The sequence below is a fragment of the Neptunomonas marina genome (assembly GCF_004005935.1).
GTDB classification, from domain to species: Bacteria; Pseudomonadota; Gammaproteobacteria; order Pseudomonadales; family Balneatricaceae; genus Neptunomonas; species Neptunomonas marina.
Genome location: NZ_SACQ01000001.1, coordinates 1 through 20,451, shown reverse-complemented (window position 1 = coordinate 20,451; position 20,451 = coordinate 1). Strand labels below are relative to the sequence as shown.

Here is a 20,451-nt window from a genome sequence, read left to right as displayed (position 1 = left end):
AACGCCACTCGCAACGATGGCAACAGATGATCGAATCCTTCCAAATAGACGCTATCCCGTTTGTCAGCGAACTCTTCCTCGACCCGCGCAAGCGGCTGTTTATCGGATATCTATTCGCCGCCATTTTAGTGGCATTAGCCTTTCTTACCCTGCGGGGTATGGCTCTACCCCAAGCTTTTCGTACGCTTTTTAGCCGCAAGGTTTGGTTCTCTAAATCAGCTCGTGCTGATTATGGGCTACTGGTCGTCAATAGTGCCCTGTTCAGCATGTTAGCTCCGGTACTGCTTGCCAAGCTAACCGTAGCCACTCTGATCTATCAGTTATTGCAAACAACATGGGGTGCCAGTGGCCTACAACTCGGATGGCCAAGCGCAGCGATCGCTGTGAGCTTCACACTGTTTCTTTTTCTGCTCGATGACTTCGCAAGATACCTCCTCCACCGACTGCTTCACACAGTACCGTGGCTTTGGGCGTTTCATAAAGTCCACCACAGCGCCGAGACAATGACACCGCTCACGGTGCTGCGCACACATCCGATCGAAGGAGTTTTGTTCTCATTACGGGGCGCACTGGTTCAGGGCCTTTGCATTGCGCTGTTCATTTACCTGTTTGATGATCAGGTTGACCTAGTAACTGTACTTGGCGCCAGCGTCATTGTCTTTGCTTTCAATGTTGCTGGATCAAACTTGCGCCACTCTCACATTGCGCTGTTTTACTGGCCTTGGCTGGAGCGCATTTTTATCTCACCGGCACAGCACCAGATTCACCATTCGGTTGAGCCTCGCCATTTTGATAAAAATTTCGGCGCCATTCTTGCGATATGGGATCGATTGGGTGGCAGCCTACACCTGTCAGAGCCTACAACTGAGCTACAGTTCGGCATCAGCCGCGAACAGAAAGCAGACCATAGGCTCAGCACGCTATACCTGACCCCTTTTATCGAAAGTTACCGGCTGATCAAGCAACGCTTTCTCGCAAAGGCCATACCAAAAAAGCAGAATAAACCTGATCTGACGCAAAAAACGATATACAAATAATAACTGTTATCATTTATAATCAGGCTTTCGTATCGAATACAAAGAGAGCTAACTGATGTTTCAATCGCTGCGTAGTGCTGGTTTTTTATCGACCTCTTTACTGATCGCTTTATCTATCGCCACACCGGTTAATGCTGAGTCCGATTTTGTGAATGTTTACTCGGCGCGCAAAGAAGCACTTATCAAGCCTTTGCTAGATAAGTTTTCCGACCAGACAGGCATCACAGTCAACCTGATCACAGGTAAAGCAGACGCACTGCTCAAGCGCTTGCAAGTTGAGGGAAGCGCCAGCCCTGCGGATATTTTCCTAACGGTTGATGCAGGCCGCCTACAGCGAGCGAAAGATGCCAACGTGCTGCAGCCAATTCAAAACAGCGTTTTGGAGCAAACAATTCCGGCCAATCTACGCGATAAAGACAACCAATGGTTTGGCCTTTCACAGCGTGCGCGCACCATCTTTTTTGCGAAAGACAAAGTAAAGCCAAGCGAACTCTCCACCTATGAAGACCTAGCCTCTGACAAATGGAAAGGCCGCCTTTGCATCCGCTCATCCGATAACATCTACAACCAGTCCCTGGTTGCTTCTATGATCGAAGCAAACGGTGCGCAAGCGACTGAAACGTGGGCAAAAGGCCTCGTTGCTAACTTCGCAAAACCACCTGCTGGCGGCGATACAGATCAACTTCGTGCAGCTGCTGCAGGCGTCTGTGACGTAACGTTAGCAAACACTTACTACTTCGGACGTTTGGCGAACAGCCAGAAAGCCGCAGACCAAGCTATTGTTGAGAAGCTCGGCGTGTTTTGGCCAAACCAACAAGATCGCGGTGTGCATATGAACGTTAGTGGCGCAGGTGTGACAAAATCCGCACGCAATAAAGACAACGCCATGAAATTGCTTGAGTTCTTAGTATCTCATGATTCCCAAGAGTGGTACGCGCAGGTTAACAATGAGTATCCTGTAGTACCCGGCACCGGCGTATCTGCAACGTTAACTCAGTTTGGTGACTTCAAAGCCGATACCGTCAAGCTGAGCAAGCTTGGTGAAAACAATCGTGCAGCGGTTGAGCTAATGGACCGAGCGGGATGGAAATAATTACTTCTCTCGTTCTCAATGGTAAGATTGTCCCGACAGCGCCTTAAGGCGCTGTCATCGTTTTAGTCAGGACTATCAACGCCCTATGATCGCGAGCGCTATTCAAACTCTACCTTTTAGACGCATCAACTGGCTGAGCAACCTTGCTGTTTTGGTTGCAGCCATCCTCGCGCTACCCATCTTAGTTATCGCAGCCTATGTACTTACAGGCTCTGCCGAGGTTTGGCGCCATCTTGCTGACACGGTGCTCAGCGATTACGTGATCAACTCACTGTTGCTAGTGGTTGGGGTTTCCATCGGCAGTTTATTGCTCGGCGTTCCAACCGCATGGCTCACCAGTGTTTGCGCCTTTCCGGGCCGCCGCGTGCTCACCTGGGGCCTGCTACTACCGATGGCCGTGCCAGCCTATATCATTGCCTACACTTACACAGGCTTGCTCGATTTCGCAGGCCCCGTGCAGACTGCACTTAGGGAAATCACGGGATTAGGTTATGGTGAGTACTGGTTTTTTGAGATCCGCTCCATTGAAGGTGCGGCCATTATGCTGGCGCTTGTACTCTACCCCTACGTGTACCTGATGAGCCGAGCTGCATTTTTGGAGCAATCGCAAAGCACGTTGGAAGTCAGCCGCACATTGGGCTACAGCTACAAACAATCGTTTTTTCGCCTAGCTTTACCCCTAGCCCGTCCCTCAATTATGGCTGGCTTAACACTGGTGCTCATGGAAACACTGGCTGACTACGGCACAGTTAAATATTTTGGAGTTACCACGTTCACAACCGGTATTTTTCGCACCTTTTATGGCTTGGGTGATGCAGCAGCGGCTGCACAACTAGCCGCCATGTTGCTTGGTTTTGTCTCAATTTTAATCTTGTTAGAGCGTTATTCACGCCGCAAATCCCGCTACCACGGTGGTAACTCCCAAGGTAAACAAGCGCGTCTCATCAAGCTTGAAGGCGCTGCAGCTTGGGGGGCTACGCTCTACTGTTTTACTCCTGTATTGGTCGGCTTTTTACTGCCTGCGGGCGTCTTACTCTACTGGGCTTTAACACAAGCAGACTTTACCGCTGCGGAGTTTATTTCACTCTCGTGGAACTCCTTTTATCTAGCGACAACGGCTGCGATCATTGCTGTGGTACTGGCACTGCTGCTTTGTTACGCGAAGCGGCTCAGTACTCGCCACCATGTTAAAACAGCTGTAACTATTGCAGGCCTAGGCTACGCGCTTCCGGGCACCATTATTGCCATCGGCGTTTTGATCCCGCTCGCTTGGCTAGACCACCGTTTGATAGCGTTTGCCAAAAATACGTTTGGCATCGATATCGGCTTGGTGCTCTCGGGTACGTTGGTGGCGCTGTTATTTGCCTATACCGTGCGCTTTCTGGCTGTCTCCTTAGGGGCGGTGCAAAGCGGCCTCGATAAGATTAAGCCAAGCATCGATTTTGCCGGGCGCTCACTCGGCTGCACGCCCACTCAAGTACTGAAACGCATCCATGTGCCCCTAATGAGAAGCTCGGTGCTAACCGCGCTATTGATTGTCTTTGTTGATGTTTTGAAAGAGCTACCTGCCACACTGATTTTGCGGCCTTTCAACTTTAATACCCTTGCTGTTCGCGCTTTTGAGCTGGCGTCCGATGAACGTCTCGTGGACGCAGCGCCCGCATCATTGATGATTGTCTTGGTGGGGCTGGCACCTGTGATACTATTAAGCCGTTCTATTGCACGCGGCAAACATACGATTTGAGAGGCTTATGAACGCGCAACCACACACGCTCGTAACACCACTACTGACCCTCACAGATATCAGTATTGCCTACGGTGACCATCTCGCGGTTTCGCACGCTCAAATGCAACTCGCCGACGGTGAAATTGGCTGCCTACTCGGCCCAAGTGGCTGCGGTAAATCCACATTACTGCGTGCTATTGCAGGCTTTGAGCCTTTGCAAAGTGGTCAACTCTCTATGGGTGGGCGCATCCTAGCCACAAACCAGCAGATGCTACCGCCTGAAAAACGTAATATCGGCATGGTATTTCAAGATGTGGCTCTATTCCCACATCTAAACATTGCCGATAACATCGCTTTCGGATTACAAAAACTATCACGCAAAGAGCGCACTGCACGCATCACTGAACTACTTAAGCTGGTTGGGCTTCCCGGTGTTGAGCAGCGCTTCCCACACTCATTGTCCGGCGGCCAGCAGCAGCGTATCGCACTGGCCAGAGCGCTCGCGCCACGCCCGCAGCTACTTCTGCTAGATGAGCCCTTCTCTGGTTTAGACGCTAAGCTGCGTGAAAGCCTCGTTCCAGAAGTGCGCAGCATTCTTAAAACGCTAGGTATTAGCGCCTTAATGGTTAGCCACGATCAGCATGAAGCCTTTGCTATTGCCGATAAGATTGGTGTGATGAATGATGGTCAAGTGTTGCAGTGGGCCAGCGCCGAAGAGGTTTACAACCAGCCAAGCACCCACTTCGTCGCTGAGTTTATTGGCCATGGGGATTTCATACACGGTACGGTGCACTGCCCCAACTGTGTTGACTCCGCACTAGGACGTTTGCGCTCCGAAATCCCCCATGGGTTCAACGCAGGTGAGCAGGTTGAAGTGCTGGTTCGGCTACAAAACGTGCAGTATGACGCTGGCAGCCCGTACAGTGCTCAGATACAGCAGCGCACCTTTCGCGGCGCGAATATTCTTTACAGCTTGCTACTCAGTAATGGTGATAAGCTTGCCTGCTTAACAGACCCATCTGTTGATATTCCGGTTGGCGCCGCCATGCCCATTCGACCCGAGTTACAAAACTTGGTCGCATTCCCAGCAAGCCACTAAGCGCTGAGGTCAGCTTTAAAACGCTGCCAGTCAAAGCAGGGACCTGGATCAGTTTTGCGCCCCGGCGCAATATCAGAGTGGCCAGTAATACGTTGCGCACTGATGCAGGGATAAGCCCGACAAATCGCTCTTGTGACAGCCACTAGGCTCTCATATTGCGCGTCACTAAAAGGGTGTTGATCTGTCCCCTCTAGCTCAATCCCGATCGAGAAATCATTACACGCGTCGCGCCCATCAAAACAGGAAACGCCCGCATGCCAAGCACGGTGATCGAGGTTTACAAACTGCACCACCTCTCCACAGCGACGAATCAGCAAGTGCGCCGACACCTGCAAATTGGCAATCTCGGTAAAATACGGATGAGCCGTGGGGTCTAAGCGGTTTTGGAAAAACTGTTCAATGTAATCACCACCAAACACAGCCGGTGGCAAACTAATATTGTGGATAACCAATAGATCCACGGCCTCACCTGCTGGCCGCTCATTAAAGTTGGGCGAAGACACCCAACGCGCGCCATCCACGCGCCCCGCTTTAATATCAAACTCAGATTTCATGACTTGCTGCTACTCGTAACCCACGGATTCATATAGAATCGAGCCATCATATCACGCGAAACAAACGATAGAGCCGAAACCACTATGCTGACTCTTGCTGACCTACAGCCCACCATCAAAGCCAACGTAGCCGCCGCCCTTCAGGAAGATATTGGTGCCGGTGATATTACCGCGCAACTGATCCCCGCCAGCGAGCAAGCAACAGCTCGGGTTATCAGCCGTCAAGATGCGGTGATCAGTGGCGTAGCGTGGGCCAACGAAGTGTTTCAGCAAGTAGACCCTAGTTTAACGATTGAGTGGCAAGTGCAAGATGGCGACTGCGTTAGCCGCGACCAAGTCCTATTTTTAGCAACCGGCTCTGCGCGCTCATTACTCACTGCAGAGCGGTGTGCGCTCAACTTTTTACAAACGCTTTCTGGCACAGCCACAGTGAGCAGCAGCTACGCCGAGAAAGTTAAAGATACCCAAGTAAAATTACTGGATACCCGTAAAACCCTGCCCGGCCTGCGCCAAGCACAAAAGTACGCGGTGACTTGCGGCGGCTGCTATAACCACCGCGTTGGGCTGTACGATGCGTTTTTAATTAAAGAGAACCATATTATGGCCTGTGGCGGGATCGCTGAAGCGATTGAAACGGCGCAGCTTTCAGCCCCCGGCAAACCGGTCGAGATCGAGGTCGAAACCTTAGATCAGCTGCAACTCGCGCTTGATGCACGGGCGGATATTGTGATGCTGGATAACTTCTCTTTGGAAACGATGCGCGAAGCAGTCAAACTTACGGCTGGCAGAGCAAAACTGGAAGCCTCTGGCAATGTGACTGACGCAACCCTACTGCCGATTGCTGAAACCGGCGTTGATTACATCTCGATCGGGGCGCTCACTAAGCACTGCCAAGCCGTTGATTTGTCGATGCGCTTGATCTAGCACAAAGAGTGTTAACAATCTGGCGCCTAGCCAATTAAAAAAGCGAGCTATAAGCTCGCTTTTTTGTACAGGTAAACAGACTAAAGGAGTTAACCTAATTAGCGTTACACACCGCTTTACCAATCAGCGTCCACTCATCATTACGCTGAATCTCTAGGATGTCGTACACTTCGATACGCAAACCACCCACCGGCAAGTTTTCAGCAGTAAGCAGCTCACACGCTTTACGCGCTGCTTGCTCACCATTGGTACGTTCGGCCACCACACCCAAAGCTAAAATTTTATCATCTTCCCACCACACCGGGCGCGCGGGGAACAGTGCATCGGCCAGCAGTGTGTCTTCGGCTTGTTGCTTAACCGCATCAGGTAAGCGCTTAGTTTGGGAGTTGATATAGAGGGTCACGCCAACACAGGCGGCGATAAGCAGAATAATAATGTTACGTTTCATAAAGCACTGATCTGTTGGGTTTTTTCCTATCCTAACAGCAATCAGAGACAAGCAAAGCGATAAATTAGTCGCAGAAACAAAAAAGAGCGCCGAAGCGCTCTTTTTTCAACTAACCGTAGAATTAACGGCAGTTAGAAGGACGGTATTTATCATCTAAACCACCACCAGTACAATCCCATAGGATAGAACCAGATGGAGGCGTACCTGTTGCTAGCGCGGCACCGCCAGACGTTGGAACTAGAGTAATTGTGTTTCCGCCCGCAGCCGCAGTGTACGTAATAGTGATCGTACCTACACCAGCTGCACCACCGTCGATAGCCACGCTAGTCACACTTGGAGTGGGTGCTGGTGGGTTCCAACCTGCGTCAAATTGGGCGCCTGAGGCAGCATTCTCAGCCACAGCAGTTTTCGCAGCCGCCGCCAATGTTAAACCTTCTGTTACACGCGCACGCACCGTGTAATCCTGATACGCAGGCAGAGCGATGGCTGCCAAAATACCGATGATCGCAACAACGATCATCAATTCAATCAATGTAAAGCCTTGTTGCTTTTTCATACGTTCTCTCCAGCGAGTATAAATAACGAATTAGGTAAAGCGTCTTCCTTGGTTGGCAGCGCTGCACTTAGTGTAGACAACTCCCTAAAATAATCCAATTTCCATGGGAACTTTTTACAAATATTTTGCGCCCCTTTCCCAGTGCTTTAGCAAGTGCTATTTTATGCCTACGAAACACAGACTTATGTCCCGCACCAGCGCAAGGAGAGAACGTGGTACACCAGCAACCCTTAAGTGGTCTCGCTCGTCGGCTTGTAAAAGATGGTGTTTTTTCTGCCGATGTGGCCCGCGATGCTATTGATAAAGCCCGCGCCTCACAAAAGCCTTTTATCTCCCATATTATTGATGAGCGCTTGGTTAGCGCACACCGTGCCGCCAGCGCCGCATCGGATGAGTTTGGTTTACCACTGCTAGATCTTTCGGCCTTTGATGCATCAATGGTGCCGCAAGGTATTGTCTCTGAGCAGCTGATTAATAAGCACCACGCTATTCCGCTGATCAAACGGGATAACCGTATCTATGTGGCGCTCTCTGATCCAACCAATATCCAAGCGCTGGATGAGATCAAATTTCACACCGGAACAACCACCGAAGGCGTTATTGTCGAAGACGATAAATTGAAGCAGTTTATCGCCACGTTCTTAGAAGGTAGCGACTCAGCCCTAGACGATCTAGAAGATGCCGACCTCGATGCGCTTGACGATGGCTCAAATGCTGAAGAGGAGGAAGAGGAAAGCAGCGAAGACGCAGCAAAAGACGCACCCATTGTGCGTTTTGTTAACAAAATCCTGCTAGATTGTATTAAAAAAGGCGCATCGGATATTCACTTTGAGCCTTATGAAAAGTCATACCGTATCCGCAGCCGGATCGATGGTATTTTGCAAGAGATTGCCAAACCACCAAGCAACCTCGCATCACGTCTTTCAACGCGTTTGAAGGTCATGTCCAAGATCGACATCTCAGAGAAACGCCTACCGCAAGATGGCCGTATCAAGATGCGTATTTCAAAAAACCGCTCCATCGATTTTCGTGTCAATACACTGCCCACTCTTTGGGGTGAAAAGATCGTACTGCGTATTTTGGATCCATCCAGTGCCAAGATGGGGGTAGACGCACTGGGGTTTGATGCCGTGCAAAAAGAGCTATACATGGGCACGCTGCACAAGCCACAGGGGATGATTCTTGTTACCGGCCCAACGGGTAGTGGTAAAACCGTCTCGCTCTACACGGGTTTGAATACCCTCAACACGCCAGAGCGCAATATCTCTACCGCCGAAGACCCGGTCGAGATTAACTTGGAAGGGATCAACCAAGTCCACGTAAACCATAAGGTCGGGCTTACCTTTGCCGAGGCGCTGCGCTCCTTCCTCCGTCAAGACCCAGATGTTGTGATGGTGGGTGAGATTCGTGACTTAGAAACAGCCGAAATCGCTATTAAAGCTGCGCAAACAGGCCACATGGTGCTATCAACGTTGCACACCAACAGTGCTGCCGAAACGTTAACCCGTTTACGCAATATGGGGGTGCCTTCGTTCAATATTGCAACCTCTGTCAGCTTAATTATCGCTCAGCGTTTGGCACGCCGCTTATGTGAAAGCTGTAAAAAGCCACTGAATCTTCCAGAAGCTGCCATACTAGAAGAGGGCTTTGAGCAGAGCCAAATGAACGAGATGCAGCTCTTTGAGGCTAACCCAGAGGGTTGCCCAAAATGTACCCGTGGCTTTAAGGGCCGAGTGGGTATTTATGAGATGCTACCCATGACCCCTGAAGTTGCAGAGGTCATTATGAACAATGGTAACTCGTTAGATATTATTCGCGTGGCCAGCGGCCAGAGCTTTAGAACACTGCGGCAAACGGGCCTCGATAAAGTAGCGCAAGGTATTACCAGCCTTGAAGAGATGAACCGCGTTATCAAAACTTAGTAGGGATCGATGTAAGGCATGGCGGCGAAAGAGCAAAAAATTATTACCTTCGCGTGGCAAGGTAAAGATAAAAGCGGCAACTTAAGTAAAGGCAAAATTGACGCACCGGATATCGCAACTGCGAAGGCAAACCTGCGCAAGCAAGGCATCCTGCCTAAACGCGTGGCCAAAGATTCTAGCTTTTCGTTATTAGGCGAGAAGAACAAACCGATCAAACCGGTGGATATCGCCTACTTTACGCGCCAACTGGCTACTATGCTCAAATCGGGCGTTCCGCTGTTACAGGGGATGGAAATCGTTGGTAACGGCACTGAGAAAGTCGCCCTCAAACGTTTGATCAACCAGATCCGCCAGTCAGTGAGCGGCGGTTCGGATCTTGGCCAATCGTTACGTGCACACCCCAAGTTTTTCGACGACTTGTTCTGTAGCCTTGTAGAAGCGGGCGAAGAGTCAGGTGCGCTCGAGCAGATGCTCGACCGTATCGCTACTTACAAAGAGAAAACAGAATCACTTAAGGCAAAAATCAAAAAAGCGATGACCTACCCAGCCGCAGTGCTTGTTGTTGGCTTAATCGTCTCGGCTATTTTGCTGGTAAAAGTAGTCCCAACGTTCCAAGGTATTTTTGCATCTTTTGGTGCAGAGCTCCCTGCCTTTACAATGTTTGTTATTGGCCTATCTGAAGTTGCGCAAGCCTATTGGTATATCGCGTTGTTCGCCATCATTATCGGCAGTTTTGTTTTTGTGCGGCTTAAGCGCAATTCCCAAGCCTTTGCTGACTTCGTTGACCGCGCAGTACTGAAAGTTCCTGTTATTGGTGGCATTTTACATAAAGGCGCTATCGCCCGTTTTGCTCGCACACTCGCAACGACCTTTGCTGCCGGTGTGCCACTGGTTGAGGCGCTGGACTCTGCAGCGGGGGCATCAGGTAATGTGGTCTATCGCAACGCGATTATCCAAATACGTAATGGCGTATCCACCGGTCAATCATTGCAGAATGCCGTTAACATGACCGGGGTTTTCCCAAATATGACGGCCCAAATGATCGCTATCGGTGAAGAGGCAGGCTCTTTAGATATGATGCTCGACAAAGTGGCAACCTTCTATGAAGAGGAGGTCGACAACGCCGTTGATAACCTTTCGAGCTTAATCGAGCCTCTCATCATGGCGATTCTTGGCGTACTCGTCGGTGGCTTGGTTATCGCGATGTACTTGCCGATCTTCCAGCTGGGTAATGTGGTTTAACTTAGCTAAGCCAAATTGCTTATATTGCTTTGTTCATCTAAGTTGCTAAACCGCGACTGAGTTTTTTCTTCTAGTTAAAAGTGTTACTTAAATCATGGCCGAGCTTTACACGTTTTTTGCAGCAAATATCTATGCGGGCCTCGGCCTTACCTTTGTTTTCTCATTACTGGTTGGGAGCTTTCTAAACGTAGTGATCTACCGCATCCCCGTTATGATGGAACATGAATGGGAAGATAACCTTGCAGAGGCGCAGGGGAAAGAGGTGGAACGCGAGACTTTCAACCTATCCGTACCTCGTTCTCGATGTGGCAACTGCCAGCACCAAATCCGCTGGTATGAGAACATTCCTGTTATCAGTTACCTGATACTGAAGGGCAAATGTAGCCAGTGTAAAACGGCCATCTCGTTGCGCTACCCTGCAATTGAGCTGCTAACGGCTTTGCTGAGCGTACTAGTAATTTATACGTTAGGTTTTAACGGCTTCGGTTTAGCGGCTGTTGTTTTTACGTGGTTACTGATCGCGCTTACCTTTATAGATCTCGACCACTACCTCCTGCCCGACCGTATCACACTGCCGCTGTTATGGCTTGGCTTGCTTATAAACACACGAGAGATGTTCACTAACCTTTCCTCAGCCGTTTGGGGAGCCGCAATTGGATACCTTACTCTTTGGTCGATCTATTGGTTATTCAAACTACTGACCGGCAAAGAGGGCATGGGATATGGCGACTTCAAACTACTGGCAGCGTTAGGAGCATGGTGCGGGGCGACGAGCTTGCCACTGATTATTTTGCTCTCCTCCGTCACAGGGGTTGTTCTCGCGATAGTTATGGTCGCGTTTAAACGCCACGAAGCCCAAAAACCACTTCCTTTTGGCCCTTACCTTGCGATAGCAGGCTGGATTGCTTTACTCTGGGGCCAACAGATCACAAATGCTTATCTCGGTATGCTATAAGGTTTAAAACATGCTAGTGGTTGGATTAACAGGCGGTATCGGTAGTGGTAAAAGTGCGGCGTCAGAGGCTTTTGCTAAGCTAGGGCGCCCCATCATCGATGCTGATGTGGTAGCAAGAGAGGTTGTAGAGCCCGGTGAAGAGGCTCTGGCGAAAATAGCTGAGCATTTCGGCGAAGCGGTACTGCAGGACGATGGACACCTAAATCGAGCCATGTTGCGTGATATTGTTTTCCAAGAGTCCAAACACCGCGAATGGCTAGAGCAATTGCTACACCCTATTATTCGTACACGCATTATGGATAAGCTAGAGAGCTATCAAGGCCAAGAAGCTTACGCCATTCTCGCCTCGCCGCTTCTATTAGAAACGGATCAACACAAGCTTGTTGATCATATTGTCGTCGTGGATATAGAAGAGGCATTGCAAATTAAGCGCACATCTGAGCGCGATGGTAATACACCTGATCAAGTAGAGCGCATCATGGCGGCGCAGCTAAGCCGAGCAGAGCGGGCGGCAAAAGCGGATTCTTTGCTAGACAACAACACAACCCGAGAAGCCCTTGAGCAACAAGTTGCTACGCTAGATAAGAAGCTTCGCAGCTTAGCTGCTGAGGAGTACCAAGCATGAGTAAATCGGTTAAGGTGGCTTGTCCACAATGCCAGAAGAAAGCGGCATGGGATAGCAAAAACCCATATCGCCCTTTCTGTAGTGAGCGCTGTAAACTGATCGATTTAGGCGCTTGGGCCAGCGAAAGCTACCAGATTCCAAGCTCCCCATCTGAAGAGGAATATGGTGAGTACAGCACAGGGCTAGATGCTAACGAGAAGCCCTTTACTCCGACCATGCACTGATAGCAGCGATACCTTGTGCCCCTATCGCTAACGCATGTGGCAACTCCTCTTCCGACATTCCACCCAACAGATATACCGGCAAAGGCGCTTGGGCGATAAGCTGCCGCGCGGCATCAAAGCCTAACGTAGGCGAGCCTGGATGGCTATTGGTCGGTAAGATGGGCGAGAGGGTAATGTAATCACAACCAATCCTGACTGCTGTCTCGATCTCTTCCAGATTATGACATGAAGCCCCTAAAAGACTGCTGTCAGGATTAGACTCGGTCGCCTGCAGCTCTTTACTGCTTAGGTGGCGGGAAAGATGACTAGACGCAGCGCCAGATTTTGGGTGATTAAGCGTAACCTCCACACCTTCATCCAAAGCTTGCATAAGAGCAAGACGCCAAGACAGCGCCTCATCCAATGTCAGCTGCTTCTGACGCAGCATAACCCAGGAGATTGGCGCTCGTTTACAAGCACTGAGAGTATTCTCTATACACGCCTCTAGCGTCTCAGCTTGCGGAGTAATGAAAATACGCTGCGGTAAACGTATTGCGTTTAAGATTGGCTTGTTTGCAGCAGGAAACTCATAATCACCGAGGTCCGCTTCACTTACCCACGCTGTCTTCTGCCCCTCTTTGCCGTGGGCTTCACCTGAAAACTCAGTGACGCGATAAACATCTAGCAGTACAGATTTATCAGGGTAGTGGTGCGGAATTTGGATTAACGGCTCACAAGCCAGCACCTCAATACCGACCTCTTCATGCAGTTCACGGTAGAGTGCTTGTTCAGCACTCTCACCGGGTTCTACCTTCCCGCCAGGAAACTCCCACAACCCACCTTGATGCTTGTCTTGGGGACGGCGGGCAAGAAAAATCGCGCCACAGCCATCCTCAATGACAGCTGCAGCCACATGTATAAGACAGCTCACAACCTCTCCTAACTACGGTAGTCAGCGTTGATCGACACGTATTCCTGCGACAAGTCTGTAGTCCATACAGTTTCTGACACAGCGCCACGGTTTAGTACTATTTTGATCAAGATATTCTCTTGGTTCATCACCGCTTGGCCCGCCTCTTCTGTATAACTTGCAGCGCGCCCGCCGTTTTCAACAATGCAGACATCGTCGAGGTAGATCTTAAGGGCATCAAGGTCAAAGTTTTCAATACCCGCACGTCCAACAGCGGCTAAAATACGGCCCCAGTTCGGATCGCTAGCAAACAGCGCTGTTTTCACCAACGGTGAGTGAGCCACGGTATAGGCGGTATCCAGCGCCTCTTTTTGTGACGCTGCCGACTCTACATGGATAGTGACCAACTTCGTTGCACCCTCGCCATCTTTAACGATCGCCAGCGCCAGTTCCAACATGACTTGTTCGAGCGCATCAGCAAACAACTTATAAAGTGGCTCGTTATCTTGTGTTACTTCAAGATCCAGCGCTCCAGTCGCGACCAACATGCACGAGTCGTTGGTTGATGTATCGCCATCTACTGTAATCCGATTAAATGACTTATCAGACTTCTCAGCCAGCAGCGCTTGTAGTAATTCGCGATCAACCTGCACATCCGTAGCAACATAACCCAGCATGGTCGCCATGTTAGGCATAATCATCCCTGAGCCTTTGGAAATGCCCGTCACCGTGACGGTTTGGCCTTCGTAGGTAAACTGTACACTGAACCCTTTAGGGCGCGTATCCGTGGTAAGAATACCCTCAGCTGCGCTCGCCCAGTTATCTTCATCAAGATTCGCGAGTGCTTCAGGAACAACCTGCACAATTTTATCAACCGGTAGTTTCTCACCGATCACACCTGTTGAGAATGGCAGCACATCTTCTCGTTTCACGTTAGCCGCATCCGCTAGGGCTTGGCAGCACGTGTATGCATCCGCCATGCCTTCAGCGCCCGTGCCTGCATTCGCATTGCCGGTGTTAACCAGCAGATAGCGGTTACGGCCTGTCGCAAGGTGATCTTTCGAGATCACCACAGGTGCGGCGCAGAAGGCATTCTTGGTGAACACGCCGGCTACCGTTGCTTTCTCTGCAATTTCCATAACAACAACATCTTTGCGCCCAGGCGTTTTTACACCTGCAGATGCAACACCTAACCGAAACCCTTTTACCGGATGCAACGCCGGTAGCGTTGAGGCTCCTACTGCCATGACTTTTATCCCTCGCACAGAAAAAGAAAGCAGCCGAAGCTGCTTTCATATCAATAGATAATAATTAATCTAACTTACCGCAGCACTGCTTGTACTTCTTGCCCGAACCACACGGGCAAGGTTCATTACGACCTACTTTTCGGCCATCGCGCGTGAAGGTTTCGCCAGCACTTGGGGCTGCTTCTTCACCACCTTCTTGCGCAAAGCCAGAATCGTCTTTGTGCTCAAAGTTCATTTGTTGGCGTTCTGCTTGCTCACGACGCTGCTGCTCCATCGCTTCTACCTCTTCAGGCATCTGCACTTGAACGTGTGAAAGCACTTTTACGACATCACGCTTAATGTTTTCCAATAGGTTTTGGAACAACTCAAACGACTCGCGCTTATACTCTTGTTTCGGGTTCTTCTGCGCATAGCCACGCAAGTGGATACCTTGACGCAGATGATCCATCGTTTGAAGGTGCTCTTTCCATAGCGTATCGAGCACTTGCAACATGACCTGCTTCTCAAACAGGCGCATACTCGGCGCTCCCACTACTGCTTCTTTAGCCTGGTAAGCAGAAACAACTTCGGCCAAAATCTTGTCGCGCAAGTTATCTTCGTGCAACGAGTTGTCTTCATCCAACCACGCTTGAACTGGCAGCTGAACTCCAAATTCAGCTTCCAATGCACGCTCTAGCCCCGGCACATCCCACTGTTCCTCTAGACTCTGTGGAGGGATATAGTTGCTAATTGCATTATCAACCACTTCAGCTCGTACAGCTTCAACTGTTTCCGAGATATCATCCGCAGCCATCAGCTCATTACGTTGTGTATAGATAACCGTACGCTGATCGTTAGCCACATCGTCATATTCAAGCAGCGCTTTACGAATATCGAAGTTACGCCCTTCCACTTTACGCTGCGCTTTTTCGATGGCGTTAGTCACCATCTTATGCTCAATCGCCTCGCCCTTCTCCATACCTAGTGCTTGCATAAAGGTACGTACACGCTCGGATGCGAAGATACGCATCAAGTCATCTTCAAGAGAGAGGAAGAAACGTGACGAGCCCGGATCGCCCTGACGACCAGAACGACCACGTAGCTGGTTATCGATACGGCGCGATTCATGACGTTCTGTACCGATGATATGCAAACCACCCGCCTCAAGCACTTTCTTGTGACGCTCTTCCCAATCAGCGCGGGCCGCAGCCTCTTGCTCAGGAGTTGGGTTATCTAAGGCAGCCAGCTCAAGTTCCAGCTTACCGCCTAGCATGATGTCAGTACCACGACCGGCCATGTTAGTGGCGATTGTTACAGCACCAGGGCGGCCAGCTTCAGCGATAATTGTTGCTTCACGCTCGTGGTTTTTAGCGTTCAGTACGTTGTGCGCTACCTTCTCTTTTTTAAGGTAGTTGGAAAGCAGCTCAGATGACTCAACTGAGGCCGTACCCACCAGTACAGGCTGACCACGCTCTTGGCAGTCGCGAATCTCTTTCACAATCGCAACATACTTCTCTTCCATTGTGAGGAAGATAATGTCGTTGAGATCATTACGCGCAACATCGCGGTTGGTTGGGATAACGATAACGTCCAAACCATAAATCTGGCGCAGCTCAAAAGCTTCCGTATCTGCTGTGCCGGTCATACCGGATAGCTTGTTGTATAAACGGAAATAGTTCTGGAATGTAGTCGAAGCCAGCGTTTGGCTCTCTTGTTGGATCGAGACACCCTCTTTAGCTTCAACAGCTTGGTGTAAACCTTCAGACCAACGACGCCCCGGCATGATACGGCCAGTGTGTTCATCAACGATAACGACCTGACCGTCTTGAACGATGTAGTCTTTATCTTTTACAAACAGGTTGTGTGCACGTAAAGCGGCTAGCACGTGGTGCAGGAGATTAAGGTTTTGCGGCGCATAGAGGCTTTCACCCTCTTCCAGCACGCCCTCTTTAGCCAGCAGCTCTTCGACCACTTGGTGGCCGGCCTCTGTCATTTCAACAGTGCGATTTTTTTCATCAACAACGAAGTGCTCGTTGATCACCTGCTCTGTATCTTTCGGGTCGATCTCACCTTCGAAGCGCTGTAAGTGCGGGATCAACGTGTTGATCTTCTGGTACATCGCGGAGCTGTCTTCCGCAGGCCCAGAGATGATCAAAGGAGTACGCGCTTCATCGATTAGAATCGAGTCAACCTCATCGACTACAGCAAAGTTAAAGTCGCGCTGTACCTTCTCTTCAAGACTGAAGGCCATGTTGTCACGCAGGTAGTCAAAGCCAAACTCATTGTTCGTGCCGTAAGTGATATCTGCAGCATAAGCTTGACGCTTCACCTCTGGATCTTGGCGCGATAGAACGATACCAACGCTCATGCCGAGTGCTTCATACAGTGGGCGCATCCACTCTGCATCACGTTTCGCGAGGTAGTCGTTGACAGTGACAACATGCACACCCTTACCAGAGAGGGCATTTAGATAAACAGGCAAAGTTCCAACCAGCGTTTTACCTTCACCGGTGCGCATCTCAGCTACACATCCTTCATGAAGGGTAATACCACCGATCAGCTGAACATCAAAGTGGCGCAAGCCTAGCGTACGTTTTGAGGCTTCACGCACAACAGCAAAGGCTTCAGGTAGCAAAGCGTCTAGAGCAACACCCTCTTCTAGACGAGCGCGAAACTCAGCAGTTTTTCCTTTTAGCTCCTCATCGCTGAGTTTTTCAATCTCTTCTTCTAGCGCGTTCACAAGCTTGACGAGCTTGCCCATACGCTTCAACTCGCGATCATTCTTGCTACCAAAAATCTTTTTAAACATTGAGGTCAGCATATTTTGAATTCTTTCCGTACGTCTCGGTAACGAAGGCTACCGAATTAATGAAACAGATTTTATCTGTTTATAAGGTCAAGATGTGAAATCTCAACCATCCTATTGATATAAACTAAATAATTTTCCGCATTAAAAATGCCGGGAAGGACCCGGCATTTTTTATTTGAGCAATGACTTATACAGCAACAGGCTTTTGATAAGAGATCGGAGCGACCTGATCCTGCTCTTCAAACGTAACTAACTCCCATGCACCTTCTGTGCTCAGCAGCTTACGCGACAACAAGTTGTTTAATTGATGCCCCGACTTAAATCCGTAAAACTCGCCAATCAAGCTTTTACCAAGAAGATAAAGGTCACCCACTGCATCCAAAACTTTATGCTTTACGAACTCATCATCATAACGCAAGCCATCATCATTCAATACACGGTAGTCATCAACGACGATTGCATTCTCTAAGCTGCCGCCAAGCGCTAAGTTTTGTGAGCGTAAATACTCGAAGTCGCTCATAAAACCAAAGGTACGAGCACGACTCACTTCTTTCACGAAAGAGGTGCTTGAAAAGTCTAAGCAGGTCTCTTTATTTCGGCCTTCAAAAGCAGGGTGTTCAAACTCGATTTTGAAACCAACTTTAAATCCATCAAATGGCTTAAATGTCGCTGTTTTACCATCAACTTCGATCGAGATCTCTCGCGTCACGCGAATAAACTCTTTCGGTGCATTTTGCTCTGCAATGCCTGCAGACTGAATCAGGAAGACAAACGGCGCAGCGCTGCCATCCATGATAGGGACTTCTTCTGCGCTCAGTTCAACAACGGCGTTATCGATACCCAAACCAGCTAACGCGGACATAAGATGCTCGACGGTACCTACACGCACACCCTCTTTACCTAAGTTCGTTGAGAGAACGGTGTCTACTACATTTAGCGCGTGGGCTGGAATCTCGACAACAGGGTCAAGATCGATACGGCGAAAAACGATACCACTATTGATTGCAGCAGGCTTCAGCGTCAGGTAAACCTTCTGCCCGGTATGCAAACCAATACCCGTGGCTCGAATACTATTTTTAAGTGTACGTTGTTTGATCATTTCATCGCCGAAAAATTTGCCAAGTTAACCAATTATTATAATAAATTCGTCATATCACAGCAACTCACCCACTCTATGCCTAGTCGACCTGGCGACGGATATAGGTTGGGATGTCCAATGTCTCTACATCTTCTTTACGCTGCTCTGTCTTAGGTTCCGTACTGCGATTTGGTTCCACTAATGCTTCAGCTTTTTGGCGACGCAATACCGTGGGTAACTCAATTTTTTCAAGATCAAGCGATCCATCTTTTTTCTGATGAGTCGGCTTTGGCTGCTGAGGCACGGCGGCTTGCGCTTCCGATTTAGCAAACCCCGTTGCTACGACAGTCACCTTCATATCGTCAACCATGTCTGGATCGATGACAGTTCCCACAACAACTGTCGCATCCTCTGAGGCGTACTCTTCCACGATCGCTCCCACCTCGGAGAACTCGCCCAAGCTGAGATCCAGGCCAGCAGTGATATTCACCAGCACACCACTTGCACCTTTTAGGTCAACATCTTCCAGCAATGGGCTGTTAATAGCAGCTTCTGCAGCTTCTGTTGCACGGCCTTCACCACGAGCAACACCAGTACCCATCATCGCCATGCCCATTTCAGACATTACGGTACGTACATCAGCAAAGTCGACGTTGATCATACCTGGACGTGTGATCAGATCAGCAATACCCTGTACAGCGCCGCGCAATACATCGTTCGCGGTATTAAACGCATTCAGTAAGCTACAGTTACGGCCTAGCACCTGCATCAGCTTTTCGTTAGGAATCACGATTAACGAATCCACGTGCTCTTGCAGCTCTTTCATGCCTTCAACCGCAATTTTCATACGCTTGCGGCCTTCAAACGGGAATGGTTTAGTCACCACGGCAACTGTTAAAATACCAAGCTCCCGCGCGACTTCCGCAACGACAGGCGCAGCACCAGTGCCGGTACCGCCGCCCATACCTGCGGTGATGAACACCATATCGGCACCTTGCAAGGTTTCAACGATACGATCTCGGTCCTCAATGGCTGCTTGGCGACCCACCTCTGGATTCGCACCTGCACCCAACCCCTTGGTTGCGCCGCCAAATTGCAACAAGGTTTTTGCGGACATATTACCCAGCGCCTGAGCATCTGTGTTCGCACAGATGAACTCGACACCTTCTACGTCTTTGTTCACCATATGTTCGACGGCGTTTCCACCGCCACCGCCGACACCAATTACCTTAATCACGGCATTTTGTGACACGCTGTCTATTAGCTCAAACATGACATTCTCCTGGCTCTTTTGTCACCCACCCTGCTTTGTGGGCGGCATCATACGGCATCGTCCGAAACACCGGTAATTAAAAATTTCCTTTAAACCAATCTTTTACCCGACTGATCATGCCCGGCCCCTGGGGCACGGGTAGTTCTTCCACTTCGCTAGAGCGATCTTCGCTCACCAGACCGCTACTGGATGCTGCCGTCGGTAGTGGCGCCGTCGACGCGCCTCCGAGTTGCTCCCCCTCCGCGGCATAATGCAACAGACCAATACTGGTGGCGAAAATCGGGTTTTGCAGGATGTCATCCATCCCGCGAACACCGTGCGGCATCGCGAGTCGAACCGGCATATGGAAAATCTCCTCCGCCAGTTCAACAACCCCTTCCATCTTCGCGGTGCCGCCGGTTAGTACGATGCCTGCAGCCACCAGATCTTCAAACCCACTGCGGCGTAGTTCCGCTTGCACGAGGGTAAAGAGTTCGTCGTAGCGCGGTTCCACCACCTCAGCCAAGGATTGGCGCGACAAGTCGCGCGGTGGTCGGTCGCCCACGCTTGGGACCTTGATGGTCTCGTCGGCGCTGGCGAGCTGCGCAAGGGCGCAGGCATACTTAATTTTGAGTTGTTCTGCATGTTGCGTGGGGGTGCGCAAAGCCATGGCAATATCACTGGTGACTTGGTCGCCAGCAATCGGTATCACCCCGGTGTGACGAATGGAACCGGCGGTAAAGACCGCGATATCGGTGGTGCCGCCGCCAATATCAACCATACAGACCCCGA

General features: G+C 50.1%; 18 protein-coding genes and 1 pseudogene. 10 read left to right on the top strand and 9 right to left on the bottom strand.

Annotated elements, in window-relative coordinates; all coding sequences use genetic code 11:
• The first annotated feature begins 26 nt into the window (after positions 1–26).
• The 4 genes from EOE65_RS00095 to EOE65_RS00080 all read left to right on the top strand — a co-directional run bounded on the left by EOE65_RS00095 (position 27) and on the right by EOE65_RS00080 (position 4,955).
• Complete coding sequence (locus tag EOE65_RS00095) at positions 27–1,037, top strand: sterol desaturase family protein (protein WP_127692263.1); 1,011 nt, start codon at positions 27–29, stop codon at positions 1,035–1,037.
• Between the two features lie 55 nt (positions 1,038–1,092).
• Positions 1,093–2,130 (top strand): Fe(3+) ABC transporter substrate-binding protein, encoded by a 1,038-nt coding sequence (locus EOE65_RS00090; protein ID WP_127692262.1) that lies wholly within the window; start codon positions 1,093–1,095, stop codon positions 2,128–2,130.
• 85 nt (positions 2,131–2,215) lie between these two features.
• Complete coding sequence (locus tag EOE65_RS00085; RefSeq protein ID WP_127692261.1) at positions 2,216–3,874, top strand: ABC transporter permease; 1,659 nt, start codon at positions 2,216–2,218, stop codon at positions 3,872–3,874.
• Positions 3,875–3,881: 7 nt separating this feature from the next.
• A complete protein-coding gene (locus EOE65_RS00080) occupies positions 3,882–4,955 on the top strand; it encodes an ABC transporter ATP-binding protein (protein WP_127692260.1) in 1,074 nt (357 codons plus the stop codon).
• Here EOE65_RS00080 and ampD read toward each other — a convergent pair.
• Positions 4,952–5,509 (bottom strand): 1,6-anhydro-N-acetylmuramyl-L-alanine amidase AmpD, encoded by a 558-nt coding sequence (gene ampD / locus EOE65_RS00075; protein WP_127692259.1) that lies wholly within the window; start codon positions 5,507–5,509, stop codon positions 4,952–4,954. The genes EOE65_RS00080 and ampD overlap by 4 nt on opposite strands.
• Before the next feature lie 84 nt (positions 5,510–5,593).
• Here ampD and nadC point away from each other — a divergent pair, with 84 nt between their 5' ends.
• Positions 5,594–6,433, top strand: a complete 840-nt coding sequence (gene nadC / locus EOE65_RS00070) for a carboxylating nicotinate-nucleotide diphosphorylase (protein ID WP_127692258.1) — start codon at positions 5,594–5,596, stop codon at positions 6,431–6,433.
• A 94-nt stretch (positions 6,434–6,527) separates the two neighbouring features.
• Here nadC and EOE65_RS00065 read toward each other — a convergent pair whose 3' ends face one another.
• Both EOE65_RS00065 and EOE65_RS18275 read right to left on the bottom strand, forming a co-directional pair.
• On the bottom strand, positions 6,528–6,881 hold the full coding sequence (locus EOE65_RS00065) for a hypothetical protein (RefSeq protein WP_127692257.1): 354 nt from the start codon (positions 6,879–6,881) through the stop codon (positions 6,528–6,530).
• A gap of 121 nt (positions 6,882–7,002) precedes the next feature.
• On the bottom strand, positions 7,003–7,437 hold the full coding sequence (locus EOE65_RS18275) for a pilin (protein WP_127692256.1): 435 nt from the start codon (positions 7,435–7,437) through the stop codon (positions 7,003–7,005).
• A gap of 212 nt (positions 7,438–7,649) precedes the next feature.
• Here EOE65_RS18275 and pilB point away from each other — a divergent pair, with 212 nt between their 5' ends.
• From pilB to yacG, 5 genes are all read left to right on the top strand, one after another.
• A complete protein-coding gene (pilB, locus tag EOE65_RS00055; protein ID WP_127692255.1) occupies positions 7,650–9,359 on the top strand; it encodes a type IV-A pilus assembly ATPase PilB in 1,710 nt (569 codons plus the stop codon).
• Positions 9,360–9,377: 18 nt separating this feature from the next.
• Positions 9,378–10,601, top strand: a complete 1,224-nt coding sequence (locus EOE65_RS00050) for a type II secretion system F family protein (RefSeq protein WP_127692254.1) — start codon at positions 9,378–9,380, stop codon at positions 10,599–10,601.
• 94 nt (positions 10,602–10,695) lie between these two features.
• Positions 10,696–11,556, top strand: a complete 861-nt coding sequence (locus EOE65_RS00045; RefSeq protein ID WP_127692253.1) for a prepilin peptidase — start codon at positions 10,696–10,698, stop codon at positions 11,554–11,556.
• A gap of 10 nt (positions 11,557–11,566) precedes the next feature.
• Positions 11,567–12,181 carry a dephospho-CoA kinase gene (coaE, locus tag EOE65_RS00040; RefSeq protein ID WP_127692252.1) on the top strand — a complete coding sequence of 205 codons (615 nt, stop codon included), beginning with the start codon at positions 11,567–11,569 and terminating at the stop codon, positions 12,179–12,181.
• Positions 12,178–12,405: a DNA gyrase inhibitor YacG gene (gene yacG, locus EOE65_RS00035; RefSeq protein WP_127692251.1), complete on the top strand. Its 228-nt coding sequence runs from the start codon at positions 12,178–12,180 to the stop codon at positions 12,403–12,405. Before coaE ends, yacG begins: the two co-directional genes overlap by 4 nt.
• Here yacG and EOE65_RS00030 read toward each other — a convergent pair.
• The 6 genes and pseudogenes from EOE65_RS00030 to ftsA form a co-directional block, all read right to left on the bottom strand.
• Positions 12,386–13,315 carry a Nudix family hydrolase gene (locus EOE65_RS00030; protein WP_127692250.1) on the bottom strand — a complete coding sequence of 310 codons (930 nt, stop codon included), beginning with the start codon at positions 13,313–13,315 and terminating at the stop codon, positions 12,386–12,388. The two genes, yacG and EOE65_RS00030, sit on opposite strands and share 20 nt — an antisense overlap.
• Before the next feature lie 8 nt (positions 13,316–13,323).
• Positions 13,324–14,541, bottom strand: a complete 1,218-nt coding sequence (gene argJ, locus EOE65_RS00025) for a bifunctional glutamate N-acetyltransferase/amino-acid acetyltransferase ArgJ (RefSeq protein WP_127692249.1) — start codon at positions 14,539–14,541, stop codon at positions 13,324–13,326.
• Between the two features lie 64 nt (positions 14,542–14,605).
• Entirely contained in the window at positions 14,606–17,341 is a 2,736-nt protein-coding gene (gene secA, locus EOE65_RS00020) for a preprotein translocase subunit SecA (protein ID WP_127692248.1), read from the bottom strand.
• Between the two features lie 175 nt (positions 17,342–17,516).
• The gene (lpxC, locus tag EOE65_RS00015) at positions 17,517–18,428 is read right to left on the bottom strand and encodes a UDP-3-O-acyl-N-acetylglucosamine deacetylase (protein ID WP_127692247.1); all 912 of its coding nucleotides are present in this window, start codon (positions 18,426–18,428) and stop codon (positions 17,517–17,519) included.
• A gap of 79 nt (positions 18,429–18,507) precedes the next feature.
• The gene (gene ftsZ / locus EOE65_RS00010) at positions 18,508–19,680 is read right to left on the bottom strand and encodes a cell division protein FtsZ (RefSeq protein ID WP_127692246.1); all 1,173 of its coding nucleotides are present in this window, start codon (positions 19,678–19,680) and stop codon (positions 18,508–18,510) included.
• A gap of 240 nt (positions 19,681–19,920) precedes the next feature.
• Positions 19,921–20,451 (bottom strand): annotated as a pseudogene (ftsA, locus tag EOE65_RS00005) (cell division protein FtsA); the annotation flags it as partial.

Excerpts from the sequence above, each read along its gene's own strand:
- EOE65_RS00065 (WP_127692257.1), bottom strand. The coding sequence starts at position 6,881 with ATGAAACGTAACATTATTATTCTGCTTATCGCCGCCTGTGTTGGCGTG.
- EOE65_RS00045 (WP_127692253.1), top strand. The coding sequence starts at position 10,696 with ATGGCCGAGCTTTACACGTTTTTTGCAGCAAATATCTATGCGGGCCTC.
- ampD (WP_127692259.1), bottom strand. The coding sequence starts at position 5,509 with ATGAAATCTGAGTTTGATATTAAAGCGGGGCGCGTGGATGGCGCGCGT.
- argJ (WP_127692249.1), bottom strand. The coding sequence starts at position 14,541 with ATGGCAGTAGGAGCCTCAACGCTACCGGCGTTGCATCCGGTAAAAGGG.
- coaE (WP_127692252.1), top strand. The coding sequence starts at position 11,567 with ATGCTAGTGGTTGGATTAACAGGCGGTATCGGTAGTGGTAAAAGTGCG.
- EOE65_RS00085 (WP_127692261.1), top strand. The coding sequence starts at position 2,216 with ATGATCGCGAGCGCTATTCAAACTCTACCTTTTAGACGCATCAACTGG.
- EOE65_RS00090 (WP_127692262.1), top strand. The coding sequence starts at position 1,093 with ATGTTTCAATCGCTGCGTAGTGCTGGTTTTTTATCGACCTCTTTACTG.
- nadC (WP_127692258.1), top strand. The coding sequence starts at position 5,594 with ATGCTGACTCTTGCTGACCTACAGCCCACCATCAAAGCCAACGTAGCC.
- EOE65_RS00080 (WP_127692260.1), top strand. The coding sequence starts at position 3,882 with ATGAACGCGCAACCACACACGCTCGTAACACCACTACTGACCCTCACA.
- secA (WP_127692248.1), bottom strand. The coding sequence starts at position 17,341 with ATGCTGACCTCAATGTTTAAAAAGATTTTTGGTAGCAAGAATGATCGC.
- lpxC (WP_127692247.1), bottom strand. The coding sequence starts at position 18,428 with ATGATCAAACAACGTACACTTAAAAATAGTATTCGAGCCACGGGTATT.
- yacG (WP_127692251.1), top strand. The coding sequence starts at position 12,178 with ATGAGTAAATCGGTTAAGGTGGCTTGTCCACAATGCCAGAAGAAAGCG.
- EOE65_RS18275 (WP_127692256.1), bottom strand. The coding sequence starts at position 7,437 with ATGAAAAAGCAACAAGGCTTTACATTGATTGAATTGATGATCGTTGTT.
- EOE65_RS00050 (WP_127692254.1), top strand. The coding sequence starts at position 9,378 with ATGGCGGCGAAAGAGCAAAAAATTATTACCTTCGCGTGGCAAGGTAAA.
- ftsZ (WP_127692246.1), bottom strand. The coding sequence starts at position 19,680 with ATGTTTGAGCTAATAGACAGCGTGTCACAAAATGCCGTGATTAAGGTA.
- EOE65_RS00095 (WP_127692263.1), top strand. The coding sequence starts at position 27 with ATGATCGAATCCTTCCAAATAGACGCTATCCCGTTTGTCAGCGAACTC.